The organism is Pseudomonas sp. HMSC076A11 (assembly GCF_001810205.1).
GTDB lineage: Bacteria > Pseudomonadota > Gammaproteobacteria > Pseudomonadales > Pseudomonadaceae > Pseudomonas > Pseudomonas aeruginosa.
Map to the genome: position 1 here is coordinate 221,328 of NZ_KV800316.1, position 19,557 is coordinate 240,884.

The 19,557-nt window shown below is 59.4% G+C and carries 15 protein-coding genes; all 15 read left to right on the forward strand.

Annotated features, from left to right (window positions below; genetic code table 11):
* Positions 1-51 precede the first annotated feature (51 nt).
* Positions 52-1,128, forward strand: coding sequence for an S-methyl-5-thioribose-1-phosphate isomerase (mtnA, locus tag HMPREF2716_RS23255; RefSeq protein ID WP_003091449.1), 1,077 nt, complete (start codon positions 52-54; stop codon positions 1,126-1,128).
* Positions 1,129-1,364: 236 nt separating this feature from the next.
* Positions 1,365-4,136, forward strand: a complete 2,772-nt coding sequence (gene gyrA / locus HMPREF2716_RS23260; protein WP_003091448.1) for a DNA gyrase subunit A — start codon at positions 1,365-1,367, stop codon at positions 4,134-4,136.
* A gap of 87 nt (positions 4,137-4,223) precedes the next feature.
* Positions 4,224-5,309, forward strand: a complete 1,086-nt coding sequence (gene serC / locus HMPREF2716_RS23265) for a 3-phosphoserine/phosphohydroxythreonine transaminase (RefSeq protein WP_003111764.1) — start codon at positions 4,224-4,226, stop codon at positions 5,307-5,309.
* Entirely contained in the window at positions 5,309-6,406 is a 1,098-nt protein-coding gene (gene pheA / locus HMPREF2716_RS23270) for a prephenate dehydratase (protein WP_003091446.1), read from the forward strand. Before serC ends, pheA begins: the two co-directional genes overlap by 1 nt.
* 68 nt (positions 6,407-6,474) lie before the next feature.
* Positions 6,475-7,584 carry a histidinol-phosphate transaminase gene (gene hisC, locus HMPREF2716_RS23275; RefSeq protein WP_031801537.1) on the forward strand — a complete coding sequence of 370 codons (1,110 nt, stop codon included), beginning with the start codon at positions 6,475-6,477 and terminating at the stop codon, positions 7,582-7,584.
* Positions 7,577-9,817, forward strand: a complete 2,241-nt coding sequence (locus HMPREF2716_RS23280) for a bifunctional prephenate dehydrogenase/3-phosphoshikimate 1-carboxyvinyltransferase (RefSeq protein WP_003106705.1) — start codon at positions 7,577-7,579, stop codon at positions 9,815-9,817. The genes hisC and HMPREF2716_RS23280 overlap by 8 nt, the downstream gene beginning before the upstream one ends.
* Positions 9,817-10,506 carry a (d)CMP kinase gene (gene cmk / locus HMPREF2716_RS23285; protein ID WP_003106707.1) on the forward strand — a complete coding sequence of 230 codons (690 nt, stop codon included), beginning with the start codon at positions 9,817-9,819 and terminating at the stop codon, positions 10,504-10,506. Before HMPREF2716_RS23280 ends, cmk begins: the two co-directional genes overlap by 1 nt.
* A 267-nt stretch (positions 10,507-10,773) precedes the next feature.
* Positions 10,774-12,453: a 30S ribosomal protein S1 gene (rpsA, locus tag HMPREF2716_RS23290; protein ID WP_003091442.1), complete on the forward strand. Its 1,680-nt coding sequence runs from the start codon at positions 10,774-10,776 to the stop codon at positions 12,451-12,453.
* A 136-nt stretch (positions 12,454-12,589) separates the two neighbouring features.
* Positions 12,590-12,874 carry an integration host factor subunit beta gene (gene ihfB / locus HMPREF2716_RS23295; protein WP_003091441.1) on the forward strand — a complete coding sequence of 95 codons (285 nt, stop codon included), beginning with the start codon at positions 12,590-12,592 and terminating at the stop codon, positions 12,872-12,874.
* Between the two features lie 25 nt (positions 12,875-12,899).
* Entirely contained in the window at positions 12,900-13,154 is a 255-nt protein-coding gene (locus HMPREF2716_RS30085; RefSeq protein ID WP_003452745.1) for a lipopolysaccharide assembly protein LapA domain-containing protein, read from the forward strand.
* A 384-nt stretch (positions 13,155-13,538) separates the two neighbouring features.
* Entirely contained in the window at positions 13,539-14,603 is a 1,065-nt protein-coding gene (locus HMPREF2716_RS23300) for an LPS O-antigen chain length determinant protein WzzB (RefSeq protein ID WP_014602695.1), read from the forward strand.
* Positions 14,604-14,712: 109 nt separating this feature from the next.
* Complete coding sequence (gene tviB / locus HMPREF2716_RS29115) at positions 14,713-15,981, forward strand: Vi polysaccharide biosynthesis UDP-N-acetylglucosamine C-6 dehydrogenase TviB (protein WP_003122248.1); 1,269 nt, start codon at positions 14,713-14,715, stop codon at positions 15,979-15,981.
* A 40-nt stretch (positions 15,982-16,021) separates the two neighbouring features.
* The gene (locus HMPREF2716_RS23315) at positions 16,022-17,044 is read left to right on the forward strand and encodes an NAD-dependent epimerase/dehydratase family protein (RefSeq protein ID WP_003122249.1); all 1,023 of its coding nucleotides are present in this window, start codon (positions 16,022-16,024) and stop codon (positions 17,042-17,044) included.
* 198 nt (positions 17,045-17,242) lie between these two features.
* Positions 17,243-18,667, forward strand: a complete 1,425-nt coding sequence (locus tag HMPREF2716_RS23320; RefSeq protein ID WP_003122250.1) for an oligosaccharide flippase family protein — start codon at positions 17,243-17,245, stop codon at positions 18,665-18,667.
* A gap of 196 nt (positions 18,668-18,863) precedes the next feature.
* A partial coding sequence (locus HMPREF2716_RS29120; protein WP_218189022.1) for a glycosyltransferase family protein occupies positions 18,864-19,557 on the forward strand: 694 nt, incomplete at its 3' end.

Genomic DNA, 19,557 nt, shown 5'->3' on the forward strand with positions numbered 1-19,557 from the left:
GGGGCTCGTTATAATCCGCAGCTTTTCCGTGATTCAGCGAGAGGTGTGTGCATGCGAGAGCGACTGCTGGCGGCCGAGCGGGTCAAGGCGATCGAGTGGCGGGACGGTACGCTGCGGTTGCTGGATCAGCGCCTGCTGCCCCAGGAGGAGGTCTGGCTCGAACACGAGTCGGCGGCCGAGGTGGCCAAGGCCATTCGCGATATGGTCGTGCGCGGCGCGCCGGCCATCGGCATCAGCGCCGCCTACGGCATTGTCCTTGGCGCCCGCGCGCGCCTGGCGCAGGGCGGCGACTGGCGCGCCGCGCTGGAGGAGGACTTCCGCCTGCTGGCCGACTCCCGACCCACGGCGGTCAACCTGTTCTGGGCGCTGAACCGCATGCGCGACCGTCTGGAGCGAATGAAAGAGGGCGACCAGCCGCTGGCGGTGCTGGAAGCCGAGGCGATCTCCATCCATGAAAGCGACCGCGAGGCCAACCTGACCATGGCCCAGTTGGGCATGGAGCTGATCCGCAAGCAGCAGGGCAGCCCGCAGAACATCCTCACCCACTGCAATACCGGCGCCCTGGCGACCGGCGGGTTCGGCACCGCGCTGGGGGTGATCCGCGCCGCGCACCTGGAAGGCCTGGTCAATCGCATCTACGCCGACGAAACCCGGCCCTGGCTCCAGGGCTCGCGACTGACCGCCTGGGAGCTGGCCAACGAAGGCATCCCGGTCAGCCTGAACGTGGATTCGGCCGCCGCGCACCTGATGAAGACCGAAAACATCACCTGGGTCATCGTCGGCGCCGACCGCATCACCGCCAATGGCGATGTCGCCAACAAGATCGGCACCTACCAGCTGGCGGTCAACGCCATGCACCACGGCGTGCGCTTCATGGTGGTGGCGCCGAGTTCGACCATCGACATGAACCTGGAGAGCGGCGAGGACATCCCGATCGAAGAGCGCGACGGTCGCGAACTGCTGGAAATCGGCGGGCGACGGGTGGCGGCCGAGGTCGATGCCTACAATCCGGTATTCGACGTGACCCCGGCGGACCTTATCGATGCCATCGTGACCGAGCGTGGCGTCGTCGAGCGTCCCGACGCCGAGCGCATGGCCGCCCTGATGAGCCGCAAGCGCCTGCATTGAACGAGGCGACTGGAGGTCGTCCCCGCCAGGGCCTTTGCCTTGGGCTGGGGCGTGGGCTGTGGTAAGCTCCGACGGTTATTCGAGCGCCCCGCGGAGGGGCCTCGAGAGTGCGCGAATCCTTGACTCAAGTCGTTGATTTGTAGTGAGTTGGCGCTGCTCGGGCATGCGCCGACCTACTTCGTTTGCCTCAGGATCGAGGCGGCGAAGTTCCACCAGAAAAAGGAACCAGGCTTCTCATGGGCGAACTGGCCAAAGAAATTCTCCCGGTCAATATCGAAGACGAGCTGAAACAGTCCTATCTCGACTACGCGATGAGCGTGATCGTCGGGCGGGCCCTGCCGGATGCACGTGACGGCCTGAAGCCGGTGCACCGCCGTGTGCTTTATGCCATGAGCGAGCTGGGCAACGACTGGAACAAGCCCTACAAGAAATCCGCCCGTGTGGTCGGCGACGTGATCGGTAAGTACCACCCGCACGGCGACACCGCGGTCTACGACACCATCGTGCGTATGGCGCAGCCGTTCTCGCTGCGCTACATGCTGGTAGACGGCCAGGGCAACTTCGGTTCGGTGGACGGCGACAACGCCGCAGCCATGCGATACACCGAAGTGCGCATGGCCAAGCTGGCCCATGAACTGCTGGCGGACCTGGAAAAGGAAACCGTCGACTGGGTGCCCAACTACGATGGCACCGAGCAGATCCCGGCGGTCATGCCGACCAAGATTCCCAACCTGCTGGTCAACGGTTCCAGCGGTATCGCCGTGGGCATGGCGACCAACATCCCGCCGCACAACCTCGGCGAAGTGATCGACGGCTGCCTGGCGCTGATGGACAACCCCGACCTGACCGTCGATGAGCTGATGCAGTACATCCCCGGTCCGGACTTCCCCACCGCCGGCATCATCAACGGCCGCGCCGGGATCATCGAGGCCTACCGCACCGGTCGCGGGCGCATCTACATCCGTGCCCGCGCCGTCGTCGAGGAGATGGAGAAGGGCGGCGGTCGCGAGCAGATCATCATCACCGAGCTGCCGTACCAGTTGAACAAGGCGCGGTTGATCGAGAAGATCGCCGAGCTGGTGAAAGAGAAGAAGATCGAGGGTATTTCCGAGCTGCGCGACGAGTCCGACAAGGACGGCATGCGCGTGGTCATCGAGCTGCGTCGCGGCGAGGTGGGCGAGGTGGTCCTCAACAACCTCTATGCCCAGACCCAGCTGCAGAGCGTGTTCGGCATCAACGTGGTGGCCCTGGTCGACGGCCAGCCGCGCACGCTGAACCTGAAGGACATGCTCGAGGTGTTCGTCCGCCACCGCCGCGAAGTGGTGACCCGGCGTACCGTCTACGAGCTGCGCAAGGCCCGCGAGCGCGGGCACATCCTGGAAGGCCAGGCGGTCGCCCTGTCGAACATCGACCCGGTGATCGAGCTGATCAAGAGTTCGCCGACCCCGGCCGAGGCCAAGGAACGCCTGATCGCCACTGCCTGGGAGTCCAGCGCGGTGGAAGCGATGGTCGAGCGTGCCGGCGCCGACGCCTGTCGCCCGGAAGACCTGGATCCGCAGTACGGCCTGCGCGACGGCAAGTACTACCTGTCGCCGGAACAGGCCCAGGCGATCCTCGAGCTGCGCCTGCATCGCCTGACCGGCCTGGAGCACGAGAAGCTGCTCTCCGAATACCAGGAAATCCTCAACCTGATCGGCGAGTTGATCCGCATCCTGACCAACCCGGCGCGCCTGATGGAGGTGATCCGTGAGGAGCTGGAAGCGGTCAAGGCCGAATTCGGCGATGCTCGCCGCACCGAGATCGTGGCTTCCCAGGTCGACCTGACCATCGCCGACCTGATCACCGAGGAAGACCGCGTGGTGACCATCTCCCACGGCGGCTACGCCAAGTCCCAGCCGCTGGCCGCCTACCAGGCGCAGCGTCGCGGCGGCAAAGGCAAGTCCGCCACCGGGATGAAGGACGAGGACTACATCGAACACCTGCTGGTGGCCAACAGCCATGCGACCCTCCTGCTGTTCTCCAGCAAGGGCAAGGTCTACTGGCTGCGTACCTTCGAGATTCCGGAAGCCTCGCGTACCGCGCGTGGCCGGCCGTTGGTGAACCTGCTGCCGCTGGACGAGGGCGAGCGGATCACCGCGATGTTGCAGATCGACCTGGAGGCGCTGCAGCAGAACGGCGGCGCCGATGACGACCTCGACGAAGCCGAAGGAGCGGTGCTCGAGGGCGAGGTGGTCGAGGCCGCCGAGGTCGAGGAAGTCGAGGGCGAGACCGCCGAGCTGGTGGCCGAGCCGACCGGCGCCTACATCTTCATGGCCACCGCTTTCGGTACCGTGAAGAAGACCCCGCTGGTGCAGTTCAGCCGTCCGCGCAGCAGCGGCCTGATCGCGCTCAAGCTGGAAGAGGGCGACACCCTGATCGCCGCCGCGATCACCGATGGCGCCAAGGAAGTCATGCTGTTCTCCAGCGCCGGCAAGGTGATCCGCTTCGCCGAGAGCGTGGTGCGCATCATGGGCCGCAACGCCCGCGGCGTACGTGGCATGCGCCTGGGCAAGGGGCAGCAGCTGATCTCCATGCTGATTCCGGAGTCCGGGGCGCAGATCCTCACCGCCTCCGAGCGCGGCTTCGGCAAGCGTACCCCGCTGAGCAAGTTCCCGCGTCGCGGCCGCGGCGGCCAGGGGGTGATCGCCATGGTCACCAACGAGCGCAACGGCGCGCTGATCGCCGCGGTACAGGTCCAGGAAGGCGAGGAGATCATGCTGATTTCCGACCAGGGCACCCTGGTGCGGACGCGTGTCGACGAAGTCTCCCTGTCCGGCCGCAATACCCAGGGCGTAACCCTGATCAAGCTCGCCAGCGACGAGGTACTGGTCGGTCTGGAGCGTGTCCAGGAGCCGTCGGGCGGAGATGACGAGGACCTGCCCGAGGGCGAGGAAGCTGCCGAATCTCTGGGCGAGTCGGCCGAGTCCGAGTCCGAGCCCGCGGCGGAAGCGGAAGGCAACGAAGAGTAAGGCTCGGGGCGGGCGCCTACGCCCGCCCGGCCGATGACCTCGGCGGATAACTCACGGCTATCCGCCCTACCTATAGCGAGAGTGGATGTGAGCAAGCGAGCCTTCAATTTCTGCGCCGGTCCCGCGGCGCTTCCCGACGCAGTTCTGCAACGTGCCCAGGCCGAGCTTCTCGACTGGCGGGGCAAGGGCCTTTCGGTCATGGAAATGAGCCACCGTAGTGATGACTACGTGGCCATCGCCAGCAAGGCCGAGCAGGACCTGCGCGACCTGCTCGACATTCCCTCGGACTACAAGGTGCTGTTCCTGCAGGGCGGCGCCAGCCAGCAGTTCGCCGAGATCCCGCTGAACCTGCTGCCCGAAGATGGCGTCGCCGACTATATCGATACCGGTATCTGGTCGAAGAAGGCCATCGAGGAGGCTCGTCGCTATGGCACCGTGAACGTCGCGGCCAGCGCCAAGGAGTACGACTACTTCGCCATTCCGGGTCAGAACGAGTGGACGCTGACCAAGGACGCGGCCTATGTGCACTACGCCTCCAACGAGACCATCGGCGGCCTCGAGTTCGACTGGATTCCCGAGACCGGCGACGTGCCGCTGGTCACCGACATGTCCTCCGACATCCTCTCGCGCCCGCTCGACGTGTCCCGCTTCGGCCTGATCTATGCCGGGGCGCAGAAGAACATCGGCCCGTCCGGCCTGGTGGTGGTGATCGTTCGCGAAGACCTGCTCGGCCGCGCCCGCAGCGTCTGTCCGACCATGCTCAACTACAAGATCGCCGCGGACAACGGTTCCATGTACAACACCCCGGCGACTTACTCCTGGTACCTGTCCGGCCTGGTCTTCGAATGGCTGAAGGAGCAGGGCGGGGTGACCGCGATGGAGCAGCGCAACCGCGCCAAGAAGGACCTGCTGTACAAGACCATCGATGCCAGCGACTTCTACACCAACCCGATCCAGCCGAGCGCCCGCTCCTGGATGAACGTGCCGTTCCGCCTGGCCGACGAGCGTCTCGACAAGCCGTTCCTGGAAGGCGCCGAGGCGCGCGGGCTGCTCAACCTGAAAGGCCACCGCTCGGTCGGCGGCATGCGCGCTTCCATCTACAACGCCCTTGGCCTGGACGCGGTCGAGGCGCTGGTCGCATACATGGCGGAGTTCGAGAAGGAGCACGGCTGATGGCGGACCAGGACCAGCTCAAGGCCTTGCGCCTGCGCATCGACAGCCTCGACGAGAAGTTGCTCGAGCTGATCAGCGAGCGTGCCCGTTGCGCCCAGGACGTGGCGCGAGTCAAGACCCAGACCCTGGGCGAGGGCGAGGCGCCGGTGTTCTACCGTCCCGAGCGCGAAGCCTGGGTGCTCAAGCACATCATGCAATTGAACAAGGGGCCGCTGGACAACGAAGAGGTCGCGCGGCTGTTCCGCGAGATCATGTCGTCCTGCCTGGCGCTCGAGCAGCCGCTGAAAGTGGCCTATCTCGGACCCGAGGGCACCTTTACCCAGGCCGCGGCACTCAAGCATTTCGGCAACGCGGTGATCAGCACGCCGATGGCGGCGATCGACGAGGTGTTCCGCGAGGTCGCCGCCGGCGCGGTGAACTTCGGCGTGGTGCCTGTGGAAAACTCCACCGAGGGGGCGGTCAACCATACCCTCGACAGCTTCCTCGAGCACGACATGGTGATCTGCGGCGAAGTCGAGTTGCGTATCCACCATCACCTGCTGGTCGGCGAAACCACCAAGACCGACAACATCACCCGGATCTATTCCCATGCCCAATCCCTCGCGCAATGTCGCAAGTGGCTGGACTCGCACTACCCGAGCGTCGAGCGGGTGGCGGTGTCGAGCAACGCCGACGCGGCCAAGCGGGTGAAGAGCGAGTGGAATTCGGCGGCGATCGCCGGCGACATGGCGGCCAGCCTGTACGACCTGAGCAAGCTGCACGAGAAGATCGAGGACCGCCCGGACAACTCCACGCGCTTCCTGATCATCGGCAACCAGGAGGTGCCGCCGACCGGCGACGACAAGACCTCGATCATCGTTTCCATGCGCAACAAGCCGGGGGCCCTGCACGAGCTGCTGGTACCGTTCCACAACAATGGTATCGACCTGACCCGCATCGAAACCCGCCCGTCGCGCAGCGGCAAATGGACCTACGTGTTCTTCATCGATTTCGTCGGCCACCATAAAGAACCGCTGATCAAGGACGTCCTGGAGAAGATCGGCCAGGAAGCCGTCGCCCTGAAGGTCCTGGGCTCCTATCCGAAAGCGGTGCTCTGAGCGCGCTGTCATTCCGAAGAGACGGGTCATCGATGAATGCCCCGTCCCGCGTCGAGGCTGAACTATCCATGTCCGATTTCCTTGCCCTGGCCCAGCCGGGGGTGCAAAAGCTGTCGCCCTACGTCCCTGGCAAGCCGGTGGACGAACTGGCCCGCGAGCTGGGCATCGACCCTGCGGCGATCGTCAAGCTCGCCAGCAACGAGAACCCGCTGGGTGCGAGCCCAAAGGCGCTGGAGGCTATCCGCGCCGAACTGGCGGAACTGACCCGTTATCCTGACGGCAACGGTTTCGAACTCAAGCGCAAGCTGGCCGAGCGTTGCGCGGTGGATGCGGCGCAGGTGACCCTGGGCAACGGCTCCAACGACATTCTCGACCTGGCCGCCCGTGCCTACCTCGCGCCTGGTCTGAACGCCGTGTTCAGCGAACATGCCTTCGCCGTCTACCCGATCGCCACCCAGGCCGTGGGCGCCGAGGGGCGGGCGGTCAAGGCGCGCGCCTGGGGGCATGACCTGGAAGCGATGCTCGCCGCCATCGATGGGCAAACTCGCGTGGTGTTCGTCGCCAACCCGAACAACCCGACCGGGACCTGGTTCGGTGCGGACGCCCTGGAGCGGTTCCTCGCCCAGGTGCCGGCGGAGGTGCTGGTGGTGCTGGACGAGGCCTATATCGAATACGCCGAGGGAGATGAGCTGCCCGATGGCCTGGACTACCTGGCGCGGCACCCCAACCTGCTGGTCTCGCGGACCTTCTCCAAGGCCTATGGCCTGGCTTCGCTGCGGGTCGGCTACGCGCTTTCGAGCAAGGCGGTGGCCGATGTGCTCAACCGCGTGCGCCAGCCGTTCAATGTCAATAGCCTGGCACTGGCGGCTGCCTGCGCGGCGCTGGACGACCATGACTACCTGGCGCAGAGTCGCCGCCTAAACGATTCCGGCATGGCGCAGCTGGAGGATGGCTTCCACGCGTTGGGCCTGTCCTGGATTCCCTCGAAGGGCAACTTCATCGCCGTGGATCTGGCTCGCGATGCCGGTCCGGTCTACCAGGCGCTGCTGCGCGAAGGTGTGATCGTGCGTCCGGTGGCTGGCTACGGGATGCCGACCTTCCTGCGCGTCTCCATCGGGCTACCGGAAGAGAACGATCGTTTCCTCCAGGCGCTGGGCAAGGTGCTGGCGCATGACTGAGGTCACGCCGCTGCAACAGTCGACCCCTAAGCTGGGCCGCCTGGTGGTGGTGGGGCTGGGCCTGATCGGCGGCTCCTTCGCCAAGGGGTTGCGGAGCAAAGGGTTGTTCCGGGAAGTGGTCGGCGTGGATCGGGATGCCGAGTCTTGCCGCCTGGCGGTGGAGCTCGGCGTGGTCGACCGTTGCGAGGAGGATCTTGGCCGCGCCTGCGTCGGCGCCGACGTGATCCAGTTGGCGGTGCCGATCCTGGCGATGGAGCGGGTGCTGGCTGACCTGGCGAAGCTCGACCTGGGCAAGGCTGTATTGACCGACGTTGGCAGCGCCAAGGGCAATATCGTGCGTGCCGCGCGTGTCGCGTTCGGCGGGATGCCGCGGTACCTGGTACCGGGGCATCCGATCGCGGGTTCCGAGCAGAGCGGAGTGACCGCGGCGAAGGCGACCCTGTTCCGCCGGCACAAGGTGATTCTCACGCCCTCCGCGGAGACCGATGCCGACGCGCTGGCGCTGGTCGACAGCCTGTGGCGCGCGCTGGGCGCGGACGTCGAGCACATGGAGGTCGAGCATCACGACGAGGTTCTGGCGGCCACCAGCCACTTGCCTCACCTGCTGGCCTTCACCCTGGTCGACTCCCTGGCCAAGCGCAGCGAGAACCTGGAGATATTCCGCTATGCCGCCGGCGGTTTCCGTGATTTCACACGGATCGCCGGCAGCGATCCGGTGATGTGGCACGACATCTTTCTCGCCAATCGCGAGGCGGTGCTGCGTACACTGGATGTTTTTCGTGACGACCTCGACGCGCTGCGCGAGGCCGTCGACACTGGGGACGGGCACCAGTTGTTGGGCGTTTTCACGCGCGCCCGGGTAGCCCGTGAGCATTTCAGCAAAATCCTGGCCCGTCGGGCCTATGTGGACGCCATGCACAACAACGACCTGATTTATCTGGCCCAGCCGGGCGGCAGCCTGTCCGGAACCATCCGGGTACCGGGCGACAAGTCGATTTCCCATCGCTCGATCATGCTCGGCTCCCTGGCCGAAGGCACCACCGAAGTGGAGGGCTTCCTCGAGGGCGAGGACGCACTGGCAACCATCCAGGCGTTCCGCGACATGGGAGTGGTGATCGAGGGGCCGCAGAACGGCCGCGTCACCGTCCATGGCGTTGGCCTGCACGGCCTCAAGGCGCCGCCTGGGCCGATCTACCTGGGTAACTCCGGTACTTCCATGCGTCTGCTCAGCGGTCTGCTGGCGGCCCAGCCGTTCGACAGCACCCTGACCGGCGACGCTTCCCTTTCCAAGCGGCCGATGAATCGCGTAGCCAAGCCGCTGCGCGAGATGGGCGCGGTAATCGAGACGGGGCCGGAAGGCCGTCCGCCGATGACCATTCGCGGCGGCCAGCGCCTCACCGGTATGCATTACGACATGCCGATGGCCAGCGCCCAGGTGAAGTCCTGCCTGTTGCTCGCCGGGCTCTACGCCGCGGGTGAGACCTCGGTCACCGAGCCGGCGCCGACCCGCGACCACACCGAGCGCATGCTGCGCGGCTTCGGCTATCCGGTGGTGGTCGAGGGCAGCACCGCCAAGGTCGAATCCGGGCACAAGTTGAGCGCCACCCATATCGAGGTCCCGGCCGACATTTCCTCGGCAGCCTTCTTCCTGGTTGCCGCCAGTATCGCCGAGGGTTCGGAACTGGTCCTGCAGCACGTCGGCATCAACCCGACGCGCGTCGGCGTCATCGAGATCCTGCGCCTGATGGGTGGTGACCTGAGCCTGGAAAACCAGCGCGAGGTCGGCGGCGAGCCGGTCGCCGACATCCGCGTGCGCTCCGCGCGGCTCAAGGGCATCGACATTCCCGAGGACCTGGTGCCACTGGCTATCGACGAGTTCCCGGTACTCTTCGTGGCTGCCGCCTGCGCCGAGGGGCGCACGGTCCTGCGTGGCGCCGAAGAGCTGCGGGTCAAGGAGTCGGACCGTATCCAGGTCATGGCTGACGGCCTGAAGGCCCTGGGCGTGAAGGCCGAGCCGACCCCGGATGGCATCGTCATCGAGGGTGGTGCGTTCGGTGGCGGCGAAGTCTGGGCGCACGGCGACCACCGTATCGCCATGTCCTTCAGCGTCGCTTCGCTGCGTGCCAGCGGGCCGATCCGCATCCACGACTGCGCCAACGTCGCCACCTCCTTCCCCAACTTCCTCGCCCTGTGTGCCCAGACCGGTATCCGGGTCGCCGTGGAGAACAATTGATGAACGGCGCTGTACCGATGCTCGCCATCGATGGCCCCAGTGGCGCCGGCAAGGGCACGGTCGCCGGGCTGCTCGCCCGGCGCCTGGGCTGGAACCTGCTGGATTCCGGGGCGCTTTATCGGCTGTTGGCGTTCGCCGCGGTCAACCATGGTGTCGACCTGACCAATGAAGAGGCGCTGAAGGTCCTGGCTGCGCACCTCGATGTGCAGTTCGTCGCCGCCGATGGCAGCCATGGGCAGCGCATCATTCTCGAAGGCGAGGAAGTGACCGATGTGATCCGTACCGAGCAGGTCGGTGCCGGCGCTTCCCAGGTCGCGGCGCTGCCGGCCGTGCGTGATGCGCTGCTGCAGCGCCAGCGGGCGTTTCGCGAGGCTCCGGGACTGGTGGCCGACGGCCGCGACATGGGCACCGTGGTATTTCCCGATGCGCCTCTGAAGATCTTCCTCACCGCCTCGGCGGAGGAGCGTGCGCGTCGACGCTACCTGCAGTTGAAGGCGAAGGGCGCGGATGTCGACCAGTCTGCCTTGCTGGAAGAAATCCGCGAGCGCGACGAGCGCGACAGCCAGCGCGCGGTCGCGCCGCTGAAACCGGCCGATGACGCGATCCTGCTGGACTCCACCGAAATGAGCATCGAGGCGGTGGTCGAGACGATCATCCGGCACTGCGAGCGGCAGGGCTGGGACGTCTGAGGTTTCGGCGCGGGAATTGACGATATAGGGCCTGGTTGCTAATATTCCAGACCTTATGTTGTGGCGTTTTGCAGGTGTGGCGAGGGTTGCCTCCCGACTTGCCTGGCGCCATCGCAGAACAACCCAACTGGGCATTCCCATTCGGGAGTGCAATCAGAAGCTAGCAGGAAACCAGCAAATTGTCCTGCGGCTTCATTTAATGACTTGACCGCATTGGCTGGTGATGCGGAATCGGGCCCTTCCGGGCCTTTGACTACAGGTATGAACATGAGCGAAAGCTTCGCAGAACTCTTTGAAGAAAGTCTGAAATCCCTCGACATGCAGCCGGGTGCCATCATCACCGGCATCGTGGTCGACATCGATGGTGACTGGGTCACCGTCCATGCCGGTCTGAAATCCGAGGGCGTCATCCCGGTCGAGCAGTTCTACAACGAACAGGGCGAGCTGACCATCAAGGTGGGTGACGAAGTCCACGTCGCACTGGACGCGGTAGAAGACGGCTTTGGCGAGACCAAGCTGTCCCGCGAGAAAGCCAAGCGCGCCGAGAGCTGGATTGTTCTGGAAGCGGCTTTCGCTGCCGACGAAGTGGTCAAGGGCGTCATCAACGGCAAGGTCAAGGGCGGTTTCACCGTCGACGTCAACGGCATCCGCGCGTTCCTGCCGGGTTCGCTGGTCGACGTTCGTCCGGTTCGCGACACCACCCACCTGGAAGGCAAAGAGCTCGAGTTCAAGGTCATCAAGCTCGACCAGAAGCGCAACAACGTTGTCGTTTCCCGCCGCAGCGTCCTGGAAGCCGAGAACAGCGCCGAGCGTGAAGCTCTGCTGGAATCGCTGCAGGAAGGCCAGCAGGTCAAAGGTATCGTCAAGAACCTCACCGACTACGGCGCATTCGTGGACCTGGGCGGCGTAGACGGCCTGCTACACATCACCGACATGGCCTGGAAGCGCATCAAGCATCCGTCCGAGATCGTCAACGTTGGCGACGAGATCGACGTCAAGGTCCTGAAGTTCGACCGCGAGCGCAACCGTGTATCCCTGGGCCTGAAGCAACTGGGCGAAGACCCGTGGGTTGCCATCAAGGCGCGTTACCCGGAAGGTACCCGCGTCATGGCCCGCGTCACCAACCTCACCGACTACGGCTGCTTCGCCGAGCTGGAAGAGGGCGTGGAAGGCCTGGTACACGTCTCCGAAATGGACTGGACCAACAAGAACATCCATCCGTCGAAAGTCGTCCAGGTTGGCGATGAAGTGGAAGTTCAGGTTCTGGACATCGACGAAGAGCGTCGTCGTATCTCCCTGGGTATCAAGCAGTGCAAATCCAACCCGTGGGAAGACTTCTCCAGCCAGTTCAACAAGGGTGACCGTATCTCCGGTACCATCAAGTCGATCACCGACTTCGGTATCTTCATCGGTCTGGACGGCGGCATCGACGGCCTGGTCCACCTGTCCGACATCTCCTGGAACGAAGTCGGCGAAGAAGCCGTACGTCGCTTCAAGAAGGGCGACGAGCTGGAAACCGTCATCCTGTCGGTCGATCCGGAGCGCGAGCGCATCTCCCTGGGCATCAAGCAGCTGGAAGACGATCCGTTCTCCAACTACGCGTCCCTGCACGAGAAAGGCAGCATCGTCCGCGGTACCGTGAAGGAAGTCGACGCCAAGGGCGCTGTCATCAGCCTGGGCGACGACATCGAAGGTATCCTGAAGGCTTCCGAAATCAGCCGTGACCGCGTCGAAGACGCGCGCAACGTCCTGAAGGAAGGCGAGGAAGTCGAAGCCAAGATCATCAGCATCGACCGCAAGAGCCGCGTCATCAGCCTCTCCGTCAAGTCCAAGGACGTCGACGACGAGAAGGACGCAATGAAAGAACTGCGTAAGCAGGAAGTAGAAAGCGCTGGTCCGACCACCATCGGTGATCTGATCCGTGCTCAGATGGAGAATCAGGGCTAAGTCTCTGATCCATCATGAAAAAGGGCGGCCTAGGCCGCCCTTTTTCGTTTTCCCCTTCTTGGACCTGTTCAAAGACTGATCAGCATGCTAAAAGAGACCTGAGCTGATCTAGCCGCTTGAAAAAGAAGGGAAAACCATGACCAAGTCGGAGTTGATCGAACGGATCGTTACCCATCAGGGGCAACTGTCCGCGAAGGATGTCGAGTTGGCAATCAAGACCATGCTGGAGCAAATGTCCCAGGCCTTGGCGACCGGGGACCGGATCGAGATCCGTGGTTTCGGCAGCTTTTCCTTGCACTACCGCGCCCCGCGCGTCGGTCGCAACCCCAAGACCGGGGAGTCGGTACGACTCGACGGCAAGTTCGTGCCGCACTTCAAGCCGGGCAAGGAGTTGCGGGATCGGGTCAACGAGCCGGAGTGACTCTGGCAGATACGAGGTTTTTTCAATGCAATGGCTCGGGCGGATTTTGACTGCTGTGTTTGTGTTGGTGGTTGCGCTGGTGGTCCTGGTTTTCGTATTGGAAAATCAGAATAGCGTCAGCCTTGCCTTCCTTGGGTGGCACACTCCTGACGGTCCGCTTTCTCTCTTCGTGTCTCTGGCTTTCATCCTCGGTGGGCTCGGTGGGTTGTTGAGTGGGGCATTGCTTCGTTTGAGGGGGCGTCGACAAAAATCTCTTCGCTCTGAATCAACCTCTCTATAAGTTCGTCCCTTCCGAACTAATTGCGTGCCAGCTCCGCAGTGGGTCTCTTCTTGCTGAAAAGGGTTGCTGCCGGCGGGTCGTAACCTCTCGTGGAAGGTATCCTCTGGCCTGCTTGACCCCATTTTTCTGCTGTGGGCACTAATCTCTGACTGTCTTGTCTAACATACGTCCGTGCATCCTGAATCGCGAGCTAGGCTCTGTTATCAGCGATTGGTGCGCTGAAGGTGTTTGCGTCGTATCCCTATCTCCTGGAGTCGATGGTCGCGACCGTGCGGCTTGTAATCTCGTAGCATGCTGTCAAAATGCAGCAGCTTCCTGATGCATCTCCACGTCAGGAGGGGGGCTGCCGCATGATGACTCCTTAACCCAAGAATTGGATCCGTTGTGACAGAAAAAAATTTTCCCTCCTATAAAGCCAAGAGCGGCGAGTTCGATCTGATAGAGATTATGAGTGGGTTGTGGTCCCTGAGATGGCTGATTGCTTTGCTGGCAGTGTTGCCCGTGTTGTTGGCTATTGTTTATCTATTCATCACCAAGCCCGTCTATGAGGCTCGTGTCTCGACGCTGCCTCCTTCACTCAGCGATATAGCTGGTTTCAACTTGGGAAGATCGGAAAACGGGCTTCCCGCGTTTTCGGCAAATGGTGTCTATTCAATCTTCGTGCGAAATCTCCAGTCCGAAGAGACTCGCCGTCAGTTCTTTCGAGATGTATATATTCCTTCCTTGGAGGAGGGGGCTTCTGTTGGTTCGCGGGATCAGCTTTATGCGCTTCTCATGAATTCGGTAACTATTCAGAAGCCTAGCAAAGAGGATAGCGAGCGCTACACTGTCGTCATCGAGCGGCATGATCCTTCGCAGGCGGCGGAGTGGGGCGAAAAATATATAGGAATTGCAGTCAAGCGTTCCATGCAGGAAATGCAAGAAGGAGTACGCCGCGAGTTTCAAGTGAAGAATCGCAATATACAGCAACAGATCGACATCTTGCGTGAAACTGCGAAGGCTCGCCGTGAAGATCGTATCTCTCGACTGAAAGAGGCGTTGCGCGTTGCGGAGGCCTTGAAGCTGGAAAATCCTCCGTTGATAGAAGGGCAGGTTGATCAACAGCTTTCCTCCATCATGGAAGGCGGACTGATGTACATGCGTGGTGCCAAGGCTATTCGGGCAGAAATAAAAACGCTGCAAGATCGTGTCTCCGATGATCCTTTCATTCCCGCATTACGAGGCTTGCAGGAGAAGTATGCTCTTCTGGAGGGGCTGACGCTGAATCTCGATAAAGTCGCTGTTTTTCGTCAGGATGGTACGATAGAGGTGCCAGATGATCCCGTCCGTCCAAGAAAAGGCATAGTGCTTATCCTAAGCATGCTTGCCGGTGGTTTTTTGGGGGTTGCGGTGGCTCTAGCCATCCTTATGGTGAGAGGTGGGTTTAGGCGCACGGTCGATGCTGCATGAGTTTTTTGCTTGTAGGGTCGGCAGAAGTTTATAGTCAATGGGATTTTCAGTTTTCAATCCATCGGATTTTGGTTGAGAACTGTTTTACATGAAGTGAGGTGCGCGTTAAATGAAGGATCTGAAGGTTGCAGTTGTTGGGCTAGGCTATGTTGGTCTTCCGCTTGCTGTTGAATTTGGTAAAAAACGGACCGTTGTCGGTTTCGATATCAATCAGGGGCGAATCGCTGAACTGCGGCAAGGCATTGACTCTACTCTTGAAGTAGATGCGGCTGAGTTGAAAGAAGCGTCCGAACTGAGCTTTACTTTCAATCTTCAGGACTTGCAAAAGTGCAATGTTTTCATTGTGACGGTTCCTACACCTATTGATGAACATAAGCAACCCGACCTCACCCCTCTTGTAAAGGCCTCGGAGAGCATCGGAAAGGTTCTGAAGAAGGGCGATATTGTAATTTATGAGTCTACCGTTTACCCGGGAGCGACGGAAGAAGACTGCGTACCTGTTCTGGAAAAATTTTCCGGGCTGAGGTTTAACGAGGACTTCTTCGCCGGTTATAGCCCCGAGCGCATCAATCCCGGCGATAAGGAACATCGGGTCTCTTCGATCAAGAAGGTCACTTCCGGCTCTACGCCGGAGATCGCGGAGTTGGTTGACTCCCTGTATAGAGAAATCATCACTGCCGGTACTCACAAGGCGAGCAGCATTAAAGTCGCTGAGGCTGCCAAGGTGATCGAAAATACGCAGCGAGATCTCAATATTGCTCTGATCAACGAACTCGCCATCATTTTCAATCGAATGGGTATCGATACCGAGGCGGTCCTCAAGGCTGCCGGCACGAAATGGAATTTCATGCCGTTCCGCCCGGGCCTAGTCGGCGGTCATTGCATCGGAGTCGATCCATATTATCTGACTCATAAAGCCCAGAGTATTGGCTATCATCCAGAGATCATCCTGGCTGGCCGCCGTTTGAATGACGGTATGGGTGCCTACGTCGTTTCGCAACTGGTCAAGGCTATGCTCAAGCGTCGTATCCACGTGGACGGTGCTCGCGTTCTGCTTATGGGGCTTACATTCAAGGAAAATTGTCCAGACCTCCGCAATACCAAAGTCGTCGATATTGTCCGTGAGTTGGCGGAATACAACATACAGGTTGATGTTTTTGATCCTTGGGTGAGCGCCGAAGATGCCATGCATGAGTATGGGATTACTCCAGTCGGTACGCCATCCCATGGCGCTTATGATGGAATTATCCTTGCGGTCGCGCACAGTGAATTCAAAAATATGGGCGCAGAAAATATACGAAAGTTAGGGAAGGCTGAGCATGTTCTCTATGATCTGAAATATCTACTCGATGAAGATCAGTCTGATCTACGCCTGTAAGATCAGTTGTAAGCTTTGTGAGTAGACGAGAGGGAATATGATGAGTCGTTATGAAGAGCTAAGAAAGGAATTGCCGGCGCAGCCGAAAGTCTGGCTGATTACAGGTGTGGCGGGCTTTATTGGCTCTAATCTTCTTGAAACTTTGCTAAAACTTGATCAGAAGGTTGTCGGCCTGGATAATTTTGCTACTGGTCATCAGCGGAACCTGGACGAAGTGCGGTCCTTGGTTAGCGAGAAGCAATGGTCAAATTTTAAACTTATTCAAGGTGATATTCGCAATCTGGATGATTGCAATAACGCCTGTGCAGGTGTTGATTACGTTTTACATCAAGCTGCCTTGGGTTCGGTGCCGCGTTCTATTAACGATCCGATCACCTCCAATGCAACGAACATCGATGGTTTCTTGAATATGCTGATTGCAGCCAGAGATGCCAAGGTGCAGAGTTTCACTTATGCGGCAAGTAGCTCTACCTATGGAGATCATCCCGGTTTACCGAAGGTGGAGGATACTATAGGTAAGCCTCTTTCCCCTTATGCGGTTACCAAATATGTGAATGAGCTTTATGCCGATGTGTTTTCGCGCTGCTACGGCTTTTCGACCATTGGGCTTCGTTATTTCAATGTGTTCGGTCGTCGACAGGATCCCAATGGTGCCTATGCGGCAGTCATACCAAAATGGACCTCTTCGATGATCCAGGGTGATGACGTCTATATTAACGGTGATGGCGAGACCAGTCGGGATTTTTGTTATATTGAAAACACCGTTCAGGCCAATCTGCTTGCTGCAACCGCGGGGCTTGATGCTCGTAATCAAGTTTACAATATTGCTGTTGGCGGGCGGACGAGTTTGAATCAGTTGTTCTTTGCGCTTCGCGACGGCCTTGCCGAAAACGGTGTGTCCTATCACCGGGAACCTGTTTATCGTGATTTTAGGGAGGGGGATGTACGTCACTCTCTCGCTGATATCAGCAAGGCTGCCAAACTGCTGGGGTATGCGCCGAAATATGATGTGTCTGCAGGTGTGGCGTTGGCCATGCCTTGGTACATCATGTTTTTGAAATGATATTCACTCTGGTGCGTTTGGATGAAAGTAGCGTCGTTTCCAAGAGCGGCGCTATTTTTGCTTTTGAGAGTCGCCTGGTGCTCCAAGTGCTCAATATTAGGGGCGTGTGATTCTCTATTTTCATCGCGGAGCACTTTTTCTATGATTGTTTTTTTATTTTTTACTCATTGTTTTCTCTTTTTTATGGTTTAGAAAAGTATGCTGGGAAAACATAGTCTGGTTTATTTTTTGTTCAAGTCTTTTCCGGCAATATTGACTCTTGTCGGTCTTTCCGTTTTTACTCGTCTGTTGAGTCCGGGTGAGTATGGAGTCTATTCGCTGACAATTATAGTTGTTGGCTTCCTCAATACGGTTTTCTTGCAATGGGTGGCGCTGGGGGTTGGTCGTTATCTGCCTGAGTGTAGTGATGACCAAGCTCGGGCGAGGCTTCTTGGCACGGCTAGGGCCATTAGCTTCCTTGTTTCACTCGTTATCATATTCGTCACGTTCCTGCTTTGGGAGTGGCGTGAAGAGATAGGTTTCTCTATTCTTTATTATATGGTCGGTTTTCTTTGCCTGGCACAGGCTTGGCATGATTTGAATCTGAAGATTCAAAATGCGATCTTGCAGCCGCTGACCTACGGGAAAATGTTGTTGATCAAAGGGGCTGGAAGCTTCTTTATCGGTGTTCTCCTTGTTTATTTCGGGTTTGGCGTTGATGGTTTGCTGCTGGGTACGCTTGTGTCTCTGGTACTGGCGACCATTTTCTTCCAAGATGCGTGGCGGGGAGTCAGTTGGGCGTTGGTAGACAAGGAGCAGTTAACCAGGTTGTTTGCCTATGGTGCACCACTGACGCTTACTTTCCTTTTTGCATTCATAGTCAATGCGTCTGATCGCTTCTTTATTGGGGCATTTCTGGGGGATGCCGCGGTAGGTGTCTACTCGGTGTCATATGACCTAGCGCAATATAGTGTTGGTACAGTGGCTTCTGTCGTTCACCTGGCGGCTTTTCCGCTGGTAATGGAGAAACTTTCCAAGAGCGGCTTGCCACAGACACAGGACCAACTGCGGAAGACCTTTATTTTTATCTTTGCAGTAGTCTCGCCTGCTGCCTGTGGTCTGGCCATGGTGGCTCCGGAAATTTCAGGATCTATTATGGGCGAAGAGTTTCGTGAGGGTGCCCTAAAGATAATTCCGTTGATATCCCTTTCGGCTTTTCTGGGGGCCTTGAAATCTTTTTACTTTGACTACTCTTTCCAATTGGCTAGTGCTACACGAGTGCAGGTTGTGACAGTGGCGGTGTCGGCAGTGGTTGATGTTGTGTTTAATTTAATCCTTATTCCGGAGTTTGGGATAGTTGGCGCGGCGGTATCTTCTGTTATGGCGTTTTCCTCTGCAATACTAATTAGTATCTTCTTGGGGCGACGTGTTTTCCCAATGCCCGCCCTTCCGGGGAAAGATGCTATGAAAATTGCGTTGTCTGTGCTGTTGATGGCGGTGTCAGTTGCATCCTTCAGTTTGGAGAGTGCTTTTTTTGGCCTGGTTGTGAAAGTTGTCTTGGGGGGAGGGGTCTATTTGGCGGCAATGATTGCTCTTGATGTATCTGGCATGCGTACTTTCCTGAAGAGCAAGCTAATTCGATGATAAGCAGTATGCCGACTTGCTTTCTGTTTGGAGGGGATGGGTCCCGGTTTGGTGGGGAGTGCCCAGAGCACTGCGATCTCCCGTTGGACAGGCGTGTCCAGGAATCAAGGAGGGGTAAATCATGATAGCGGAGCTCCCAGCAGTGCGGGTTCGGGCTTTTACCCAAGGTAGATCCGTTCCCAGTTCGAGATTTCGCGTGAAGGCTCTGCTCGAAGGGCTTGGCACGCGAGGTATCGACATGCATATGTCGGAAGCGCTGGTCTCTGCCTATCCTCCGCCTCGTCGACTGGATCGCCCGCTTTGGTTGCTGAGAGAACTGCTTCACCGCCTTCCTCAGGTAATCGGCTCTTACGGAAGTGACGTTGTGATCCTTCAACGAGAGCTTCTCTCGACAATTCCAACTCTTGAGTTTCTTACCAAGGCGCCCAGAATTCTGGATGTCGATGATGCAATATGGCTGCATCGTAGGGGGATCGCCGCGAATTCGATTGCTCGTCGTGTCGACCATATCGTGTGTGGCAATCAATACCTGGCCGATTACTTCGGTCAGTTCGGTAGGCCGACTACGATCATTCCGACGGGCGTCGATACTCTTCGTTTTTCACCCAGAAGGGAACGCAGGGAGAATAGAGTGATCGGCTGGTCCGGCACGTCGGGTGGCTACCGCTTTCTTTATGACATAGAAATCCCGCTGTCCCACCTGTTCAGAGATCACCCCGAATGGAAATTGAGGATCGTTTCGGACCGTCCTCCCGAGTTCAAGGTCATTCCAGCCGAAAAGGTTGAGTTCATTCGCTGGACAGAGACCAATGAGGTCGAAACGATTGCCGGAATGGATATCGGTATAATGCCTCTTTGTAGTGGTCAACCCATCCCGGACAGTGGGTTGA